This is a genomic window from Spiroplasma culicicola AES-1, assembly GCF_000565175.1.
GTDB lineage: Bacteria > Bacillota_I > Bacilli_A > Mycoplasmatales > Mycoplasmataceae > Spiroplasma_A > Spiroplasma_A culicicola.
Genome location: NZ_CP006681.1, coordinates 1,096,220 through 1,115,905 on the forward strand (window position 1 = coordinate 1,096,220; position 19,686 = coordinate 1,115,905).

Here is a 19,686-nt window from a genome sequence, read left to right on the forward strand (position 1 = left end):
TTTAGCACCTTTCTATTTATATTTAAACATAAAACCTTTTATTTATTTTTTTAATTAAATCTCTTGTTCAATTTCAATCGTAGTTAGAATATTAACATTAACATCAAGTATTTTACTGTTGCTTTTTTGAAATAAATCATTATTTATACTTTTCCCAATAAAATTTAGTACTAAACCAAACTTTACTGGCCTATTTATTAACTCATCTATATCAAAAAGATTTGTTCTTTTAATTTGAATTGCATATACCCAATTATCATCTTGTAATTGGTTCGTTTCATTTAAAAAATTATAACTTTTTCTTTTTGATGTGAAAAATTTCCCTTCTTGCAAATTATTTTCTTCAGTTTTATATTTTATAATAGAATTTAAAGAAACTTTCCCTTTTTCATCTTCACAGGATTTAACAAAGGAAGCTGGTGTATTTAATTTTTTTCCTGGAAAATTAAGTTCACTTTCTTGATAAAGTTCTTTTCATTTTAATGGGAATTTAACTATCTTAAAATCTAAATCAGAAGTTGAATAATTTTGACCAAGCATAGGATTTGGAGTAACTTCATAACATATAGCCATAGTAATTTTTTCTATATTTGGAAAGTTTATCTTTACATATACCGGTTTATTCTCAAAAATTTGATTTGTAGATTTTAATTCAATTTGATTAAACATTTTATTAGGATGTATATAGCCAAAATGTGATGATCTTTTAGTAGCTGTTTCTCGTAAAGCTATTGAAATTATTTTAGCTTTTGCCTCTAAAATTGAATAATTATTTTTAATTAAAAATGCCAATAATCTAGTTATTCTTGGTGTAGAAAACGATGTGCCTTTTAAATTATGACCTAATTCTTCAAGATTTTTAATTCCAGTTAATAAACTTGAAAAATCATAATTTTGTGGGCCTCCAAAATGAGAAACTTCAGGTTTAATATAATTTCCAATTCTCCCAATTGAAGAATAATCTGAATAGTTATATTGTATATCTGTACTCTTTGTTTTCATAACTGGACTTACAGAACCAACTGTTAATGAATTATATGAATCACCTGGAGAATTAAGTGATTCATTACCAAATAAATATCTGTCATTTCCTGCTGCAACCACAAAAATGCAGTTATATTTACTTGATAAATAATCCAAAAAAATTCCTAATTTTGAAATATTTAATGTTCATGGATTTTTTAATATACCTAAAGAAAGATTTCAAACTTTTATATTGTTATAATTACTAACAGCTTTTTCCAAACCTGAAATAAGATCATTATAAGAACAAGATACTTCTCCAGTAAATTTGTTTAAAGCTAACAATTCAAAATGTCTAATTTTAAAATTACCTAAACCGTCTTTAGCGTAAGGATTAAGCTCATCATTTGCTATAATGATACTTGTTACAACATTGCCATGTTCAAAATAACTTTCATTCATTCCTTCATCAATTCTTTCACTTGATTCAATGTATTTTTTAAAATCTCCCGAAAGATTTATACCGCTATCTATAACACCTATTATTGGTTCATCAAAGGGTTCTGGATTTCTTAATTCAATTTTTTGGTCTATATTTAATAATTCCTCTTCTTTATCAATTATTAATGTTGCTTTGCTATAAAGAGATGTGTTTCTAATTATCCAAGGTAATTCAATTATTAATTTCCTATATTGTTCACCATTTAAAATTATTGAATTAAGTATTTTATTAAATTTAATTGATTGTAATTCATTTGTTGAAAAAATAGTTCTAATTTTATTTTCAACAAGGCTATCAGTTAAAGAAGTTGTTTCAACTAATAATAATTCATTTTTATCTACATATTCAATTTTATTTTGATTAATTATGGGAGAAACAAATCGATCCAAAAAACTAAAATTATTTACTATTCTTTTTTCATTTGACGAAAGTAAATCTACAGATTTTTTATCTAAAATTTTTTTTACTATATTTAAAAAATCTGAATACTCTTTTTGTGTAATTTTATATGTAATAATAACTTTTCTTATTTTATTTATATCATATGTATAAAAAATATCTATTTGATCTAGATCTTTAATTGATTTCATTTTATTTCTGAATTTAAATCTATTAGTTTTAGCAACAGCTACTCCTACATATTCTATTGAAAAAATTAAAGAATCCTCTATTTTATGAAACCCCTCATATTTAAGAAAATCTAACATTTTGTTTCGTGCATTCTTTCATTTACTTTCAATTTTATCTATATTTTCAAGTCCCCTTTTATTACCAAATTTTTCATAGACATCATTTTTTAAAGAAAATACATATGTTTCATTATTCATCACTATTTAAACCCCTCTAAAATTTTTTTTAGTTTTCTTTCATTTCTAACAGATTCATTGTCTAAATCAAACTGAAATCTATCAAGGAAATATTCAACAAATATAAACCATTCCTCTTCTTCATTTCCATTAAGTTTTTCTATTAGTAAATGATCTTTGAAATTTTTAATTTCTCCAAAATTAAAATTATTATTCAATAAATGTCTTTTTAATCATTCTTGTCTTTTTTTAGTTATAAAGATTTTTTCATGCTCAAGAACTTTAAATAAATCATCAAAATTTATTTCTTCAATATGCAATTGGACATTAAATCTCCTTTTAATAGCATCATCAATAATCTCGACTAAATTGGTTGCAGCAAAAAAAATAACATTTGGCTGTAAAATATCTAAAAATTTTATAAAAGTAGCAACTATTCTTGAGTGTTCTCCTAAATCTGATGTAATCCTATTAGACACAATCGAATCAATTTCATCTAAGAAAACAATTTTTTTATTTTCACTTTCATTTAATTTATTAGCTAAATTTATAATATTTATTTGTGTTTGTCCCATTTTAGAGGATACTAAACTTGTAAAATTTATATCCTCAAATGTGATATTAGGATTTTCATCAACAACTTTCTTAACTAATGAGGTTTTACCTGTACCTGTTTTTCCATAAAATAATGCTTTTATACCTCCAAGTTTTAAAAGTGCATCATCATTTTGAATAATTCTATTAAGTCTGTTAATTTCATTAGTGTAAAATAATGAAACCCAATCAGTCTTAGAAATATCCATTTTTATTCCCAAATTTCTTGTAGCATATTCTTCCTGTATAATTTCAAGTTCTTCTTCAGAAAAATTCATTGAACATAGTAAACTATAAAAATTATTAAAATCTTTTATGCTTAATGTATTTGAAAAATCAATAATTTTTTTTATTTGTGCTTCTATTATTTTCATATTTACCTCATTACATTATTACTGATATTATTATCATTTACAAAATTTTTTTTACACTTAATGTCTAAATAATAACACTTAATTTTAAATAATAACACTTAATTTTAAAATTAAGTGTTATTATTTTAAACCAACATTAACCCTTATTTATAGTCTTTTAAAGATATTTAAAATATGGTATTATCATTTTTAGGAGGCATATATGAAACTTGAAGACAAAAAATATTTATTAGATACTGGTGAAAAAATTAATCTTTCTTCAATTATGGGTTCAAGAGGACTTGTAATGTTCTTTTATCCAAAAGCCCATACTCCAGGGTGTACTTTAGAAGTTAAAGAATTTGCAAAAAGAAAAGAAGAATTTGATTCTTTACATTACAACATTGTTGGAATAAGTGCAGATTCACCAGAAGAACAAAATAAATTTGCTTGTGACTTTGTTATTGATTATCCATTAATAGCAGACGTTGAAAAAGATCTTATAAATCAATTTAATTTATGAGGACCTATCAAAACATGAGGTGGAGAAGAAACTATTGGGATTAAAAGAAGTACTTTTGTAGTTAATCCTAATATGGAAGTAATTTTAGAATTAGATGATGTAAATCCAACTGAACACATTGAAACAATTTTAGAAAAATTGAAGGAACGTTCAACTAACTAAAAAACTGATTATCATTTATTTATATAAATGATGTGTAAATAATAAAAACGCTTGTTTAACAAGCGTTTTTCAATTCTAAAGTTAATCTTTTAATTTCTTTAATTAAAGGAGTATAAGTATTATTATCATTAAAATCAACTCCACAATCTTTTAAAATTTCAAGAGGTTCTTTATAACATCCAGATTTTAAGAAATTAATAATATTATTGTTTCCTTTTTTAAAGTCATCATATAATTTGTAACTTGCCACTAAATCAATTGCATATTTATAAACATAAAATGGTGAATGAAAGAAATGAGAAATATAAGGTCAATGATAAACTTGGCGATCTTTATCATCAAAAATGTCATAACCATATTCATTTTCTTTATCTTTAAATAATTTCATTAAATTTTCACTAGTAATTGGTTCATTATTTGCAACCATTTTATGAGCACTATATTCAAAATCTGCAAATTGAATTTGGCGATAAAAAGTTGAAACTAAATCAAAGATTCTTTGTTGTAGTAAATAGATTTTTTCATCTTTGTTTGTTGTATTTGAATATAAATAATCAAATAAGATGTGCTCATTAAAAGTTGAAGCTACTTCTGCAAGAATGATTGGATAATCATTCAAAGGATATTTTTGATTTTGATCTGAAAATAATGTATGAACAGAGTGTCCAATTTCATGAGCTAATGTATTTAAAGATGATAATTTATCATCTCAATTCATTAAAATTATGGGATCAACTCCAGTTCCTCCTGAAGAATAGGCTCCATCCACTTTAGTAGTATCTTCATAATAATCAATCATGTTATCTTGCATTGCAATTTCTAAGTTTTGACTATATTCTTTTCCTAAAACTGACAATGATTCTTTAACAATTGCAATTCCTTCATCAACACTAAATTTTTTATTATATTCTTTTGCTAATTTTAATTCACGATCTGTTGTAAAGAATTTAGTTAAACCTAATTTGTCTTTTATTAAAAGATAATAGTCCTTTAATACATCAATTGATTGTTTTGCTACGCTCAATAATTTTTCATAAATTTGAGTTGTAACTTGATCATTAAATAATGACATTTCTAAAGCACTTGTATAATTGCGTACTTTAAAATCCTCAGTTTGTTTTAATAAAATGCTCTCATAGATTTTGGCATAACTATATTTTCGATCAACAACATTTTTGAAATAAATATCTCAAACTTGTTTTCTTAGTTCTTGCTCTTTAATAGCATCACTATCTTCAAGTATTGTTTTAAATAATGTAGTATCAACTAATTGTTCAACATTATTTATCATTAATTTATGTTCTTGCTTATCTGCATATGATAAAGTATCATACAATTCTGCAGTTGCACCTCGACTTCTTTCAATTTTTGAAAGCAACTCTTCTGCATCATTTTCAAGAATATGTTTTGATTTTTTAAATATTTTTTTAAACATAAATTTATATGATTCAAATTCACTATCAGTTAAATATTGCTCAATTTGTTCTTGGTTAATCTTGATAATTTCTGGAGTTACAAAACTTAAATCAATAGCAACTTGACTCATTGCATTAGAAAATAATGCATCTAATTCTTGAAATTCACTATTTGTTTGATCAATGTCATACATATGAATATATTGATTTAATTTTGCAACAATAAAATCAATTTCTTTATCTAAAGTTAGATAGATTAAAAATTCTTTTTTATTATTAAGTTTATTTTTTAATTTACTAATTTGTTGAGCTTTATCTATAACTAAATTTAAGTCATCCTTTCACTGTTGACTGTTTTTATATAGTTTTGAAAAATCTCATTTATATTTATTATCTGCTTGATGTCTTTTCATACACTTATTATATAAAATTCATTTGGATTTTATTTTTTATTTAGTTATTACTCTAGTCTTTCAATTCCAGTCAAGTTGATAAAAAAAGTAACCAAATTATTTTGGTTACTTTTTTATTTATAACAATTATTTTAATAATTCAAACATTGTTCTTGTCATTGGTGCTCTACCACGTCTGTTAATATCTGCTGTTGCTGCGATATCTAAGTGGATGTATTCTTTTTCTTCTGCAAATGAATCTAAGAATGCAGCTGCAGTTGATGAACCAGCTTCTCTACCTGGTTCTGAGTTTGTAAGGTCTGCTACTTTTGAACATTGCATTGCTTTTAAATGTTCTTTAATTAAAGGTTGTCTTCAAACTGGTTCTTGAGCTGATTTTGCAGCTTGTTCAAATTCTGAATAGAAACCATCATGTTTTGAAAATGTTCCAGTGAATCATCTTCCTAAAGCAATTGCAATTGCCCCAGTTAATGTTGCCACAGTAATAACTCTTTCTGCTTTTTGATTTCTAATAGCATAAGTAATTCCATCAGCTAATACTAATCTTCCTTCTGCGTCAGTGTTTGTAATTTCTACAGTTTGTCCGTTCATTGAAGTAACAACAGATTCAGTTAATGTTGCTTTTCCCCCAATTCTGTTATCTGTCAATAATCCAACTGAAATAACATTACATTTTGCTTTTCTTTTTGCTAAAGCCATAACTGTTGAAGAAACAATTGCAGATCCAGACATATCAAATTTCATATTTTCTAAGAAGTTTGAAGGTTTTAAGTTATATCCCCCAGAGTCAAATGTAATTCCTTTACCTACAAGTGCAGTTCTTTTTTGACTTGGATCTCCAACATATTCTAAAACTACAAGTCTTGGTTCGATATGACTTCCAGCGTTTACTCCTAAAAATAATCCCATTTTCATATCTTCGATTTGTTTTTTATCATAGATTGTTACTTTGATTCCATCAATTTCTTTTGCTTTTTGTTCAATTCTGTTTGCAATTTCAACTGATGTACCAATATTTGGTGGTAAGTCTTGTAAATCTCTCGCAAAGTTTACAAATTCAATTTTAACTTCTGATTCTTCAAAGATTGAAGTATATTTTGCATCAAAAATTAAGTCGTATGATTTTTGTTTAACAGTTTCTTTTTTTAGTTCAACCACTTGGTGTGCTCAAAACATAAATGCTTCTGTTAATACTTGGAATGTTTCTTCTTTGTTTTCAAAGATTTCTACAAATGAATTTAAATCAACATTTAAATCGTATTTATTTGAACTAACAAAGTTTTCAACAACTTTTTTTAATCCTTCTAAATCAGTTTTTGGGTCTAAACAAATGTAAATTGTTTTATCTTCAGATACTAAAGTAGCTACCCCAGCTTCTTTAATAACAACACTGTTCACATTACTATCTTTAGTAATAGCTTTTAGTGTCAATTCGTATGAATTTTTATTACTTGTTATCATGTTTTTCCATCTCCCTTGATATATAAATAATAATACCACTTTAAAATATTAATCAATTAAAAACTTATTTTTACAAATCTTATTGCGACAAATTCCATAAATATAAAGTCTAAATTTTGCTGCATTTTTATCATAAGTTAAATAAGTTCTAGCAACTCCATGACCAAAGTCACAGCGCATTTTCCTATTGGCATATTTTTTATTAATGTTAGTGTATCAAGATTTAAAATGATAAATATAATACGTTTCTTTTTTTAGTCTTGCATTTTGATCTGGTTCAATTTTTAAAACTGTAAAACGAAGGTTTTCAATTTTACTTTCTTTTTTGCGGATCTTTGCAGACTCTTTATTTTTAATATTAAAGTTGTAAATATGTTTTTTTCATCGCTTTAAAATATCAATTGATTCACCCACATATGTAAATTTTAATTCTCCCTTTTTATTTAATGAAAATATCAGATAAACTCCCTGAATTTCATTGCCTAATTCTTTAATTGTTTCAACATCATAAATAGTATGAGTTTTGATAACTTCTAAAATTACTTTATTGCAATATTCAAGACTAGCTTGTTTATATTTTTCATCACGACTAACTTTAGCCTTATAGATGTATTTATATTTTCTTTTAAATTCTAGACTCATCTTATAAAGCTCCTTGCCTAAATTTTATAATAAAAAATGACAATTATGATAATTGTCATGTAATTATTCCCCCACTTAATATTTTAGAATTTGAATTTGATAAAATAATAAATGTATCATTTAAGTCTGCAATATAATCTTCATTAAATTCATGGTCTCTAACTTCGATTATAATATCTTCAATACTCAAAAATGATGCCTTTGCATACAATTGATTATTTATAATTTCTATTATTCTATTATAGTCATCACCAATTTTTAATTCTTCTAAAGAAAATCAACCTGAATCTAATTCAATAGCTTTTGGTTTAATCACAGAAACAGTTTTCAAATATTTAAAATCATCATTAAATCTAATATAAATATTTGAATTAAATCCTAAATATTCTTGATTATCATGTTCTGGAGAAATATTTAAACCATAAACATCAAGATCAAAATCAGATTTTTCTACTAAATATTTATCTCCAATTAACCCAATTTGTTTAAAATAAATATTAATTTTCTCTATAAAGATTAATTTTGCTTCTTCAACACTTAAACCAGCTTGAATACTTAAAAAATCTTTAATAACATTATCAAATATTTTTGATTCTATTATATTTATATTTTTTCCAAAATAACGCTCACTTTCAAATAATGCTTCAATTGTAAATATGTCATCATCAAGTGCAAGATATTCAAGATTAAATTCAATGTCTAAATCTTCTCTTTGAATTTTAATATCTAAATGTTGTTCTCAATCATTGCCAAATATTTGTTCTAACTTTTTAGATATCTCATTATATGAATCAACCATTTCTAATGAAACTTTCATTTTTGAAATATCAATTCTACTTTCAAAGACAATTATTGTTTTTGAATTAGTAATATACTTTGAATTATTGATTGCAGTGATTCTTATTGATTGGCCTTCTATAAGAGCAAAATCTTCTAGTTGCTCAATATTTTGATCATCAACATAAATTCCATAGTCATTTAAATACTCAATATTATTATTAATATTTACCATTTCAGTTTGAACAATAGTTTTTATATTTTCTTTTGTTTGATTTATTTTAAAACTCAAATTCAAACTCTCTATTGAATATCTTGATTCATTAATTACAACTCTTTTATCATTATATGGTGTTTTTGTTTTATCTAATATTTGAATAATTAAAACATCTCTATATCAAATGATTGTGTTATCATTTAATTCTTGAGTTAAACCCTCTTTTTCAATTAATAATTTATAATCACTATATTCTATATTTAAACCCTGACTTTGAATTTCTCTTCAAACTTTTGCTTTAATGATTTTTCCACTATCACCAGGTCTTATATCATTAAAATTAGGTAAATTATAATAATATGATGTTCCACATGAAACTGCAAAACTCATTACTGGACTACAAATTATATTTATAGAAGTTAAAATAACTAATAGTTTCTTCATATTATTTTACCTCCACAAATATAGAACTAGTTAAATCTATAATTTTTGAATCATAAACACTTCTTATAGAAATAAAATCTTTTTCTTGAGCAATATAGCTGTCATATTCAGAAACTTCTATTTCTTTTGAATCTCTCACAATTGCTTCAAATTTTCAATCATATAAATATTTAATTCTAGTTTCAATATTATAGTTTATTAATAAATAATTAATTAAAACACTTTTAACATTCTCTTTAATTTCTTCCATATTATCTCCAACATTTATAGTTATATTAATTTTTGAAGAAGGAATTAAAATCTTTTCAAAATTAAAAATAAAACTTATTTCACCTTTTATGTTTTCTGAATTTGGAACTGAAACTATGCTTATTATGTCTTTATCAACCAGTTCTTCTTCATAGTTACTATTATTTATTGAGTTTTCATTAACATTTATTACAATATCATCAGCTGAAAATGAATCTATGTTAGTTGATAAATAATCTATTGCTAAAGTTTGAATTTCTTCATATCTTGTAGCTGGAGAAATTTTCACAAAAATATCTTCTCCATCAAATTCTGAAATATCAATTCTTTCATCTTTTTTAGGATTAACTTTTACTTCTTTAATACCTGTAAATAATTTTGTTTCATATGAAGGCATTATAATTACAATGTCATCTTTTTTGGAAGTGTATTCTGAAGTTAATTCAAATAATTGATCGTCTTGTTCAATTACTATTAAAAAATCAGTAATACTTGCATCTAAAGAAAATTTTTTTGCTTCAAATAAAATTTTAGTTTCAATAGCATCTTGATTTTGGTCTTCAAAAATTTCAAGTTCTAGCTTTTTTAAATTATATTTTTCTATAATTTCATCAGGTTTTGTACCACAAGAAATAACACTAGCAGTATTGACTGTTAAAAATATAGACCCCAAATAATACATTATTTTTTTCATTACATCATCCTTTTTATAATTATATAATATGAAATAATAAAAAAATTCTCCTAATCAGAGAATTTTTTTATTATATTTTGTTTTTTATTATTCAACGATTGAAACAACAGTTCCAGCACCAATAGTTCTTCCACCTTCACGGATTGAGAATTTAGTACCTTGTTCAACAGCGATTGGTTTAATTAATTCAACAACTAATTCAACGTTGTCTCCAGGCATAACCATGTCTGTTCCTGCTGGTAAAACAACTTCACCAGTAACATCTGTAGTTCTAAAGTAGAATTGAGGACGGTATTTGTTAAAGAATGGTTTGTGACGTCCACCTTCTTCTTGAGTTAAAGCATAAACTGATGCGTTTAATTTTGTATGTGGTTTAATTGTTCCAGGTTTTGCAAGAACTTGACCTCTTTCGATGTCTTCTCTGTTAACCCCTCTTAATAAAGCACCAACGTTATCTCCAGCTTCAGCAAAGTCTAGTAATTTTCTAAACATTTCTAATCCTGTAACAACAACTTTTTTGCTATCTTCAACTAATCCTACGATTTCAACTTCTTCGTTTACTTTAATAACTCCTCTTTCAACTCTACCTGTTGCAACTGTACCACGTCCTGTAATTGTGAATACGTCTTCAATAGGCATTAAGAAAGTTTTGTCTGTATCTCTAGTTGGAGTTGGAATGTATTCATCAACTGCGTTCATCAATTCTTCCACTCTTTCAACTCATTTAGCTTCTCCGTTTAATGCACCAAGAGCAGATCCTCTAATAACAGGTGCTCCATCTCCATCAAAGTCATAAGCTGATAATAAGTCTCTAACTTCCATTTCAACTAAATCAATTAATTCTTCGTCGTCAACCATATCACATTTGTTTAAGAATACAACGATAGCTGGAACTCCAACTTGTCTTGATAACAAGATGTGTTCTCTAGTTTGAGGCATTGGTCCATCAGTTGCAGCAACTACTAGAATACCTCCATCCATTTGTGCAGCCCCTGTAATCATGTTTTTAACATAATCGGCGTGACCTGGACAGTCTACGTGAGCGTAGTGTCTTTTATCTGTTTTATATTCAACGTGTGATGTATTAATTGTAATACCACGTTCTCTTTCTTCAGGAGCGTTATCGATATTTGCGTAATCTTTAAATTCTGCTCCACCTTTTTCTGCCAATACTTTAGTAATAGCAGCTGTTAATGTAGTTTTACCGTGGTCAACGTGTCCAATTGTTCCAATGTTAACGTGAGGTAAACTACGGTCAAATGATTCTTTTGCCATGTTTTTTCATTCCTTTCATTTTGTGTTTACGACAAAATGTCCTTATAATTTTAAATACATTTCATCTAAAATACAATAGTTTTATACTAATGATAAATAAATAATACCCTATAAATAAAGATTATTTACCTGCTTTTTTAATAATTTCTTCAGCAATGTTTTTTGGTGCTTCATTGTAGTGACTGAAAATCATAGTGTAATTTCCACGTCCTTGAGTAAATGATCTTAACTCTGTTGCATATCCAAACATTTCTGATAGAGGAACTTTTGCTTTAACTGTTTGTGCATTTCCTCTTTGTTCTGATCCTTCGATTAGACCACGTTTTGATGAAATGTTACCCATTACATCTCCGTAGTATTCATCTGGAACTGTTACTTCAACTGACATGATTGGTTCTAATAGAACTGGATTAGTTCTTTTAGCAGCTTCTTTCAATGCCATTGATGCAGCAATTTTATATGCCATCTCGTTTGAGTCGACATCATGGTATGATCCATCAACGATTGTTGCTTTAACATCGATCATTGGATATCCTGCAACAACCCCGTTTTGTAGAGCGTTTTCTAAACCAACTCTTGCAGCATTGATGTATTCTTTTGAAATTTTTCCCCCAACAATTTTGTCAACTCATTCAAACCCTTTATCATGATTTGGTTCGAATTCAATCACAACGTGTCCATATTGTCCACGTCCTCCTGATTGTTTAACATATTTTCCTTCAGCTTTTGTAGCTTGGCGAATTGTTTCTCTATATGAAACTTGAGGTGCTCCAACATTAGTTTCAACTTTGAATTCACGTTTCAAACGATCAACTAAAATATCTAAGTGTAATTCACCCATTCCAGCAATAATTGTTTGTCCTGTTTCTTCATCAGTATAAGTTCTAAATGTTGGATCTTCTTCTGATAATTTGTTTAATGAAATCCCCATTTTTTCTTGATCCGCTTTTGTTTTTGGTTCAAGAGCTAAGTGGATAACTGGTTCAGGGAACACCATTGATTCTAAAATAATTGAATTTTTTTCATCAGTTAGTGTATCTCCAGTTGTTGTGTCTTTCAATCCAACAGCTGCTGCAATATCTCCAGCATATACTTGTTCGATTTCTTCACGGTTGTTGGCATGCATTTTTAATAAACGTCCAACTCTTTCTTTTTTATCTTTTGTTGCATTTAATACATAACTTCCTTTGTTTAATACTCCAGAATAAACTCTAAAGAATGTCAATTTCCCAACAAATGGGTCAGTCATAATTTTAAATGCTAAAGCTGAAAACGGTTCATCATCTGAAGAATGTCTAACAGCTTCTGTTCCATCAGGTAAAATTCCTTTAATAGCAGGAACGTCTAATGGAGTTGGTAAGTAATCAACAACAGCATCAAGTAATAATTTAACACCTTTGTTTTTAAATGCAGATCCAGCTAATACTGGGAAAAATTCTGCAGAGATTACTCCCTTACGAATTGCAGATTTTAATTCAGGAATAGTGATTTCTCCCCCATCCAAGAATTTCATCATTAATTCTTCATCATATTCAACAGCAGATTCAATTAATTGTCCTCTTAATTCTTCTGCAGTAGCTTTTAAGTCTGCTGGAATTTCGATTTCTTTTGCAATTTCTTCTGCTGCACCGTCAAATCCTCAAGCTTTCATTTCTACTAAGTCAATGATTCCTGAAAATTGATCTTCAGCACCAATTGGTAATTGAATTGGTGATGCTTTTGCACCCAATCTATCTCCAATTGTTTTTACTGAGTATAAAAAGTCAGCTCCAGTTTTGTCCATTTTGTTAACAAAAACAATTCTTGGAACTCTATAAGTTGTTGCTTGTCTTCAAACAGTTTCAGTTTGAGGTTCAACCCCACTTTGTCCATCTAATACCGCAACTGCTCCATCTAATACTCTTAATGATCTTTCAACTTCAACTGTGAAGTCAACGTGACCAGGAGTATCAATGATGTTAAAACGGTGGTCTTTTCAGAATGCAGTTGTTGCAGCTGAAGTAATTGTAATACCACGTTCTTGTTCTTGAGCCATTCAGTCCATTTGTGACTCACCTTCGTGAGTTTCACCAATTTTGTGAATTTTACCTGTGTGGAATAAAATACGTTCTGTTGTTGTAGTTTTTCCCGCATCAATATGAGCCATAATACCAAAGTTACGAGTCATATCTAAACTAAATTCTCTTGGCATAGTTTTTTTCTCCTATATCATCTATTATCAACGATAATGTGCAAATGCTTTATTAGCTTCTGCCATTTTGTGAGTATCTTCACGTTTTTTAACAGATCCACCAATTCCATTTGATGCATCAATAATTTCATTTGCTAATCTATCAACCATTTCTTTTTCATTTCTTAATCTTGAATAGTTAATTAATCATCTTAATGCTAATGTAACTTTTCTGTCAGTTGAAACTTCAACAGGTACTTGATAGTTGGCCCCACCAATACGACGCACTTTTAATTCTAAGTGAGGTTTGATGTTTTCAATAGCCTTGTTAAATACTTCAATAGCACTAGTTCCAGTTTTTTCTTGGATCTTTTCAAATGCTTTATAAAGAATATGTTGTGCAGTTCCACGTTTTCCGTCTAACATAATTTTGTTAACAGCTCTTGTAACTAATTTTGAGTTATAAACTGGATCTGGTAGTACATCTCTTTTTTCTGCTTGATGTTTACGCATGCTATTTCACTCCTTTCGTTTTCATTTATTTTGAATTGTTATTTAATGTGTTCTTACACTCTTATTTTTTTTCTTTAGGTCTTTTTGTTCCGTATAATGAACGAGATTGCATTCTACCGTTAACTCCAGTAGTATCAAGTGTTCCACGGATAATGTGGTAACGTACCCCAGGTAAGTCTTTTACCCTTCCCCCACGAATTAAAACAACACTATGTTCTTGTAGGTTGTGTCCTTCACCAGGAATATATGCAGTTACTTCCATACCATTTGTTAATCTTACCCTTGCATACTTACGTAAAGCAGAGTTAGGTTTTTTAGGTGTCATTGTTGCAACCCTTGTACAAACACCTCTTTTTTGAGGAGAAGAAATTCTTGTTACTTTTTTAAGCAAAGTATTTACCCCTCTGTTTAAAGCAGGCGCTTTAGTTTTTCAAGTTTTTGCTTTTCTTGGTTTTCTAACTAATTGGTTAATTGTTGCCATTTTGAGTTTCCTCCTTTCCACAATACCGAGTGTATTGTATACACACAAAATATATTATATATTAAAAAACACAAATTCCTTAGATAATTTGTGTTTTTTAAATATGTTTATTGCTAAAAATCTTGATTAATACAAGTTAATATTTGGAATTATATTATTAAATGCTTCTTGGGGCATCATATTTTCTTGCAATGGATAAATTAAAGTTAATCTTAATAAGAAAACAAATAAATATTGAGCATTCATGTATTCCATAAACATTTGCACACGTTTGTCACTCATTTCATCAACATTTAATTGTGATAATTTTTCATAACAGTTTTTGTATGATAGATTAAATTCTAAGATATTTTCCATAAATAAACTAAATGCCTGTTGAGCTTCTAAATTTTTAACTTTTGTTAATAATTTATTTAAGTTATCAAAGATAATTAAAGGATCTTTGCTTAATTCTAATTCATCAAACATTTCTGTTAACTCATTTGCTTTTACTCCTAAAGCTTGAACTCCAGTTGCAACAATTAAGTCAACTCCTCCCATTTGTTCAATTACTTTAGTTGGTAGTTTTTCATTTTCTAAGTTCTTGTCAATTGACATTAAAACAATAACTGAGTTTTGCAAAATAGCTAATAAATGGTTGATAATAATTAGCTTATCTAGATTTTCATCAATTACTTTTCAATCTCCAAATGTTTTGTCTAACTCTACTCCAAATGTTTCAATATCTTTTCTTTTTGTTAAATGATCATTTTTTTCAAAAAACTCACTAATATTTTTAGGAAATTCAAAATCCTTTTGAGAATTTTGTTTGAAATTAACATATACTTCATCAACAACATTTACAATTATATTTTCATATTCAATTGGTTTAATTTGTTTCATTTTTTTGACTCACTTTTCTATACTTATTAATAATACCTTATTTTTTTATTATAATAATAGATATATGAGTAGAGGAGAAAATGAATATGGTTTGAGGAGAATCCAATTCACGTGAGTTTTTAGATTGAGCAGATTTTTGTCGCAATAATGCTTTAAAACAACGTGGTGTCAATAATAGTGGTGGTCCAAATTTTCAAAGTGATCACTCATCAGGTGCTTATCAAAGTGCAAAAGAAACTATTTTAAATTTAATTCAAAAAAATCGCACAATTAGTGTGCAACAATTATATAACACTATGCCTCTGGATTTATTAACAAATCCCACAACAAAACATGTGATGTTACAGTTGTATTATGAGGACAATTTACAAATTCAAAGTCAACAAACAAATAATAGTGATCGTGAAACTAACTTTGTTTTGGTCTTTGTTAAACGTGCACCAAAACCACAAAGTGCACCAAAAATGCCAAATGCGCCTCAAAAGAAACAATCAAATATTGAAGATTTAATTGATAATGATTGACGTGCTTCAGGAAGAAAATTGGATTTTGATAAAAAAGAACTTCCAAAGAGAGAAGAATTAAATATTAATTTAAAAAGAAATCCTCAACCAACTTTAAATGTTCAAGGTGTTAAACCTGTAGTTGATGTTAGAGATAAAGTTAAACCTCCAAAAATTGATCAAATTCAACCAAAAGTGATTACACCAAAACCAATTGAAATTCCAGAAATTAAAAATGAAAGTATAACCTACATTGAAATTCCAAAACCAAAACCAGAAATCAAAGAAGAAATTATTCAGCCAACTGTATCACTTAACTTACAATTTAGACCTGAACCAAATAAAGTTGAAGTGGCAATTGAAGATAAAGTTTTCTATGGTTTAAGTGCTTATGAACTTTACTTTATTGAAGCATTTTTAGCAGATGCTCTTCATAAAGAAGAAAATAAAGAATACGTTAAAATCACAAAAGAAATTGTTAAAGCAAGAGCTGATGTAATTTACTTACAAAATAAGGATTCAATTAATTTCTTTTTAAAAATTTTAATTGCCCTATTATGTCTTGTAATTATAGGAATCTTTATTGCTATGGCTGTTTCAAAAAATAAAGTTAGAGCAAAAGCATTTAAAGATTATAATAAACAGTTAAAAATTGCAGGATATGTCAATATGAAATCACAATTAAAAGAAAAACACCCAAAAATTATAGAATTTTAAAAATTTCTTGTTTTTTAAATAATTAGTGTTATTATCTATATAGATAGTTATCTATATAGATAAAGATCTAAAAGGAGGAAATCAATATGATTTATATTACAGATGGATGTACATGCCAAAATTGCACATGTGAAAATTGCGATTGTAAATAATAAAAAGAGTTAGATATTTTTAATCTAACTCTTTTTATTACAATTGTCACAATTATATGGTTTTGAACGAACTACTTTAAAGAACTCTTCTAATTCTTTAAAACCCTTTTCATTTATTGAATAGAATTTTGAATTTTTATTCTTTGTTGATGTAATTAATCCTACTTCTTCAAGTAATTTTAAATGATAGCTTAAGGTTGGTTGAGTAATATTTAATTCAACCAGTATATTTTGGGCACATTTATCACATTCACAACCACAAATTCTATTTAGAATTTTTAATCTTGTTGGATCACTAAGAACTTTAAATATTTGTGCATATTCTTTAAAATTTGTTTCCATAAATATCTCCCTTTTTGATTATACTTGAATGGTGTAAATAAAAAGAAATGTATTTCTACATTTCTTGTTTTTTTCATTTACTTTTTAAGATTTTAAATTCCCCAACTAAAATTTTAATTTCATTTTTTTGATTTTTTACATCAATTTTTGCAGCTTTAATTGATTCTTTTGATTTTCCTAAAGCAACTTCTTTTTCAACTTTTTTAGCTTTTAATTCAGCAACTTTTGCTTTGTATTCTTCTTTTGTCATGTTGTTATTTCTCCTTAAATAGATTTTTCAAATACATTATTAAGTTTATACTTTTTTAAAATATAGTCAAACTCTTCAAAATTAAACATTTTAAGTCTAAAAATAAAATCCTCTTTAAATCTATTCAAAATTAACAAAATATTTTGTTTGTCATAACTTATTCTTTTTTGCTGTTTTATTTAAATTATTATTTCATGGTGCATAGACTCTAAAACCCATTTTGCCACAATTTTCTTTATTTTTTAATATTCCTTGTTTTAATAAAATTTCTTTATTAAATTTAAAATATCCCCCTATTTTGTCATCTAAAACAAAAATAATTAATTCATCAATGTTTTCATCAGATGAAAAAGGTTCATTTATACCTTCATTATTTTTTTTATAAAAAACAACAAAATAGCCATTCTTAGTTGGTGTTTTTTTAGCTAATCTACTTTTGTAAGTTTTGTTTTCATAAATAAATTCTGTGCCTTCATAATGTTCATTGTCTTTTTCTATATTTATTTCAACTTTAGAAGAAAATATAGAATTTAATCTATCAATTGTTTTCATTACAAGTCCTTAAAATTAAACTTAAATTCATCTGATATTTTTTTATAAGCAATTGTTTGTCCGTCATCTAAAGTTTTATCATACATAAAAACTCCATAAAATTGATATTGTGATTTTTTAGTACCTTTAAAAGTTTGTTTAAAAACAATAAACTGGGTTTTTGTAGCTATAAGTTTATCAATATCTTTTAACCTCTTTTGAAGATCTTTTTGAGCATTAAAATTATAAATATATAAACCATCATTTGATACTCAGTTGTAGTATCCCTCACTTAATTTTTGGTCTAAATCATATTCTTCATCCACATTTAAACATCAAATTTGTTCCACTTCATTTAGGTTATAACCTTTTTGTAATTGACTTATTCCATTGTAATCTGTAAATAAGCGTGCAATTACATCAGCTATTTTTTCAAAATAAATTTCATCACTTGTAGTTATTTTCTTTTCATTTAATATTTTTGAAAAAACTTGTTCCATTGTTTATCGTCTCCTTATTTTTATATTATATTAATTAATCTTCTTTTTTTATAAGAATAAATTAATATAATAAAACAATTTGAATATTGACAAACTTGTTTTTTATTTTAAATGTTTGATAAAATAATACCAAGGTGATTAAAATGAATTACAAAAAAAGTTTAAAGAAATTAAGACAATATCATTATAAGTGATGAAACGTAACGATCATTGTAATTTTCTTTCCACTAGTTTGACTAATGAGTTGGCTTTGTTCAAAAATATTCCTTGGATATTTATTTAATTACAAACGTAGTGGAACTACAAAAAAAGGAATTGAATTAAATAGTTATGAACATTTATTAGATGATCTTGCCAATAAAAAAGTTTCTGAATTTGATATTGAAAAAGATCAAATTCGTGAATTTAACATTGGAAAACTAAGTGAACAAATCAGTGCTCTGATTGTTAGAAATAAAAAATCAACTAAATGAGTAATTGGTTTGCATGGTTTTAAAAGAAATAAGTATATTGGTTTAAGAAATGTTTATCATTTTTATAAACAAGGATATAACATTATAACTTTTGATGGTTATGCTCATGGAAAAAGTTATGGAGTTAAATCTGACTTTGGAGTAACTAATGCAAAACTTTTAAATGAAGTTATTTCTTGAGTTAAAAATAGTTTTGAAGTTAGTGAAATTGGAGTATTAGGTGTAAGTATGGGAGCTGCAAGTTCATTGCAATTTGTAAATACTTATTATAAAGATAATAAAATTGATTGATTAATAGCAGATTGTGGTTTTTCAAATGCTGTTCATCAAATTAGATTTTTCTTACAAAAATATTTATTAATTCCTTGATGATTAATGTCATTAGGTATAAACAAAAATATGAGAAAGAAAACAAAAACCAACATTAAAGAAGTTAACTTATTAAAATTGGATCAATCAATTTCCGATTTAAGAATTTTGTTTATTCATGGAAAACAAGATGACTTTATTATGTATCACAATTCTGTTGTGATGTATTACTTAAAAACAAATCAAGAACCTGAACATAAAAGTTATATTAAAATTTATGATAATGCAAAACATTCAAGCTCAATGCATATGAACTTAAATGATTACCATAAACTAACACTAAACTTTATAAATAAAAAAATGGTTAGCTAAC

19 protein-coding genes are annotated in these 19,686 nt (G+C 26.6%); 3 read left to right on the plus strand and 16 right to left on the minus strand.

Annotated elements, in window-relative coordinates:
• Positions 1-54: 54 nt before the first annotated feature.
• Together SCULI_RS05090 and SCULI_RS05095 are read right to left on the minus strand one after the other, a co-directional pair.
• Entirely contained in the window at positions 55-2,292 is a 2,238-nt protein-coding gene (locus tag SCULI_RS05090) for a S8 family serine peptidase (RefSeq protein ID WP_025363559.1), read from the minus strand.
• A 2-nt stretch (positions 2,293-2,294) separates the two neighbouring features.
• Entirely contained in the window at positions 2,295-3,239 is a 945-nt protein-coding gene (locus SCULI_RS05095) for an ATP-binding protein (RefSeq protein WP_025363560.1), read from the minus strand.
• Positions 3,240-3,441: 202 nt separating this feature from the next.
• Between SCULI_RS05095 and SCULI_RS05100 the strand changes: the two genes are divergently transcribed.
• Complete coding sequence (locus tag SCULI_RS05100) at positions 3,442-3,903, plus strand: peroxiredoxin (protein ID WP_025363561.1); 462 nt, start codon at positions 3,442-3,444, stop codon at positions 3,901-3,903.
• A gap of 55 nt (positions 3,904-3,958) precedes the next feature.
• Here the strand turns inward: SCULI_RS05100 and pepF are convergent, their stop codons facing one another.
• The 10 genes from pepF to SCULI_RS05150 form a co-directional block, all read right to left on the minus strand.
• Positions 3,959-5,731: an oligoendopeptidase F gene (pepF, locus tag SCULI_RS05105; RefSeq protein ID WP_025363562.1), complete on the minus strand. Its 1,773-nt coding sequence runs from the start codon at positions 5,729-5,731 to the stop codon at positions 3,959-3,961.
• Between the two features lie 126 nt (positions 5,732-5,857).
• Complete coding sequence (locus SCULI_RS05110; RefSeq protein WP_025363563.1) at positions 5,858-7,192, minus strand: M17 family metallopeptidase; 1,335 nt, start codon at positions 7,190-7,192, stop codon at positions 5,858-5,860.
• Between the two features lie 48 nt (positions 7,193-7,240).
• On the minus strand, positions 7,241-7,834 hold the full coding sequence (locus SCULI_RS05115; RefSeq protein ID WP_025363564.1) for a GIY-YIG nuclease family protein: 594 nt from the start codon (positions 7,832-7,834) through the stop codon (positions 7,241-7,243).
• Between the two features lie 43 nt (positions 7,835-7,877).
• A complete protein-coding gene (locus SCULI_RS05120) occupies positions 7,878-9,272 on the minus strand; it encodes a hypothetical protein (protein ID WP_025363565.1) in 1,395 nt (464 codons plus the stop codon).
• A 1-nt stretch (position 9,273) separates the two neighbouring features.
• Positions 9,274-10,215, minus strand: a complete 942-nt coding sequence (locus SCULI_RS05125; protein WP_025363566.1) for a hypothetical protein — start codon at positions 10,213-10,215, stop codon at positions 9,274-9,276.
• A gap of 87 nt (positions 10,216-10,302) precedes the next feature.
• On the minus strand, positions 10,303-11,490 hold the full coding sequence (gene tuf, locus SCULI_RS05130) for an elongation factor Tu (RefSeq protein ID WP_025363567.1): 1,188 nt from the start codon (positions 11,488-11,490) through the stop codon (positions 10,303-10,305).
• 121 nt (positions 11,491-11,611) lie between these two features.
• A complete protein-coding gene (gene fusA, locus SCULI_RS05135) occupies positions 11,612-13,681 on the minus strand; it encodes an elongation factor G (protein WP_025363568.1) in 2,070 nt (689 codons plus the stop codon).
• A gap of 24 nt (positions 13,682-13,705) precedes the next feature.
• Positions 13,706-14,173: a 30S ribosomal protein S7 gene (rpsG, locus tag SCULI_RS05140; RefSeq protein WP_025363569.1), complete on the minus strand. Its 468-nt coding sequence runs from the start codon at positions 14,171-14,173 to the stop codon at positions 13,706-13,708.
• 61 nt (positions 14,174-14,234) lie between these two features.
• The gene (rpsL, locus tag SCULI_RS05145) at positions 14,235-14,654 is read right to left on the minus strand and encodes a 30S ribosomal protein S12 (protein WP_025363570.1); all 420 of its coding nucleotides are present in this window, start codon (positions 14,652-14,654) and stop codon (positions 14,235-14,237) included.
• Positions 14,655-14,780: 126 nt separating this feature from the next.
• Positions 14,781-15,536: a hypothetical protein gene (locus SCULI_RS05150; RefSeq protein WP_025363571.1), complete on the minus strand. Its 756-nt coding sequence runs from the start codon at positions 15,534-15,536 to the stop codon at positions 14,781-14,783.
• Between the two features lie 80 nt (positions 15,537-15,616).
• Between SCULI_RS05150 and SCULI_RS05155 the strand changes: the two genes are divergently transcribed.
• Positions 15,617-16,756: a hypothetical protein gene (locus SCULI_RS05155; RefSeq protein ID WP_148294476.1), complete on the plus strand. Its 1,140-nt coding sequence runs from the start codon at positions 15,617-15,619 to the stop codon at positions 16,754-16,756.
• Between the two features lie 176 nt (positions 16,757-16,932).
• Here the strand turns inward: SCULI_RS05155 and SCULI_RS05580 are convergent, their stop codons facing one another.
• The 4 genes from SCULI_RS05580 to SCULI_RS05175 form a co-directional block, all read right to left on the minus strand.
• Positions 16,933-17,250 carry an ArsR/SmtB family transcription factor gene (locus SCULI_RS05580; RefSeq protein ID WP_025363573.1) on the minus strand — a complete coding sequence of 106 codons (318 nt, stop codon included), beginning with the start codon at positions 17,248-17,250 and terminating at the stop codon, positions 16,933-16,935.
• A gap of 55 nt (positions 17,251-17,305) precedes the next feature.
• A complete protein-coding gene (locus tag SCULI_RS05165) occupies positions 17,306-17,500 on the minus strand; it encodes a hypothetical protein (protein ID WP_025363574.1) in 195 nt (64 codons plus the stop codon).
• 120 nt (positions 17,501-17,620) lie between these two features.
• On the minus strand, positions 17,621-18,052 hold the full coding sequence (locus SCULI_RS05170; protein ID WP_038648166.1) for a MepB family protein: 432 nt from the start codon (positions 18,050-18,052) through the stop codon (positions 17,621-17,623).
• On the minus strand, positions 18,052-18,531 hold the full coding sequence (locus SCULI_RS05175) for a hypothetical protein (protein WP_025363576.1): 480 nt from the start codon (positions 18,529-18,531) through the stop codon (positions 18,052-18,054). The genes SCULI_RS05170 and SCULI_RS05175 overlap by 1 nt, the downstream gene beginning before the upstream one ends.
• 143 nt (positions 18,532-18,674) lie before the next feature.
• Here SCULI_RS05175 and SCULI_RS05180 point away from each other — a divergent pair, with 143 nt between their 5' ends.
• Entirely contained in the window at positions 18,675-19,685 is a 1,011-nt protein-coding gene (locus SCULI_RS05180) for an alpha/beta hydrolase (protein ID WP_038648169.1), read from the plus strand.
• Position 19,686: the final 1 nt, after the last annotated feature.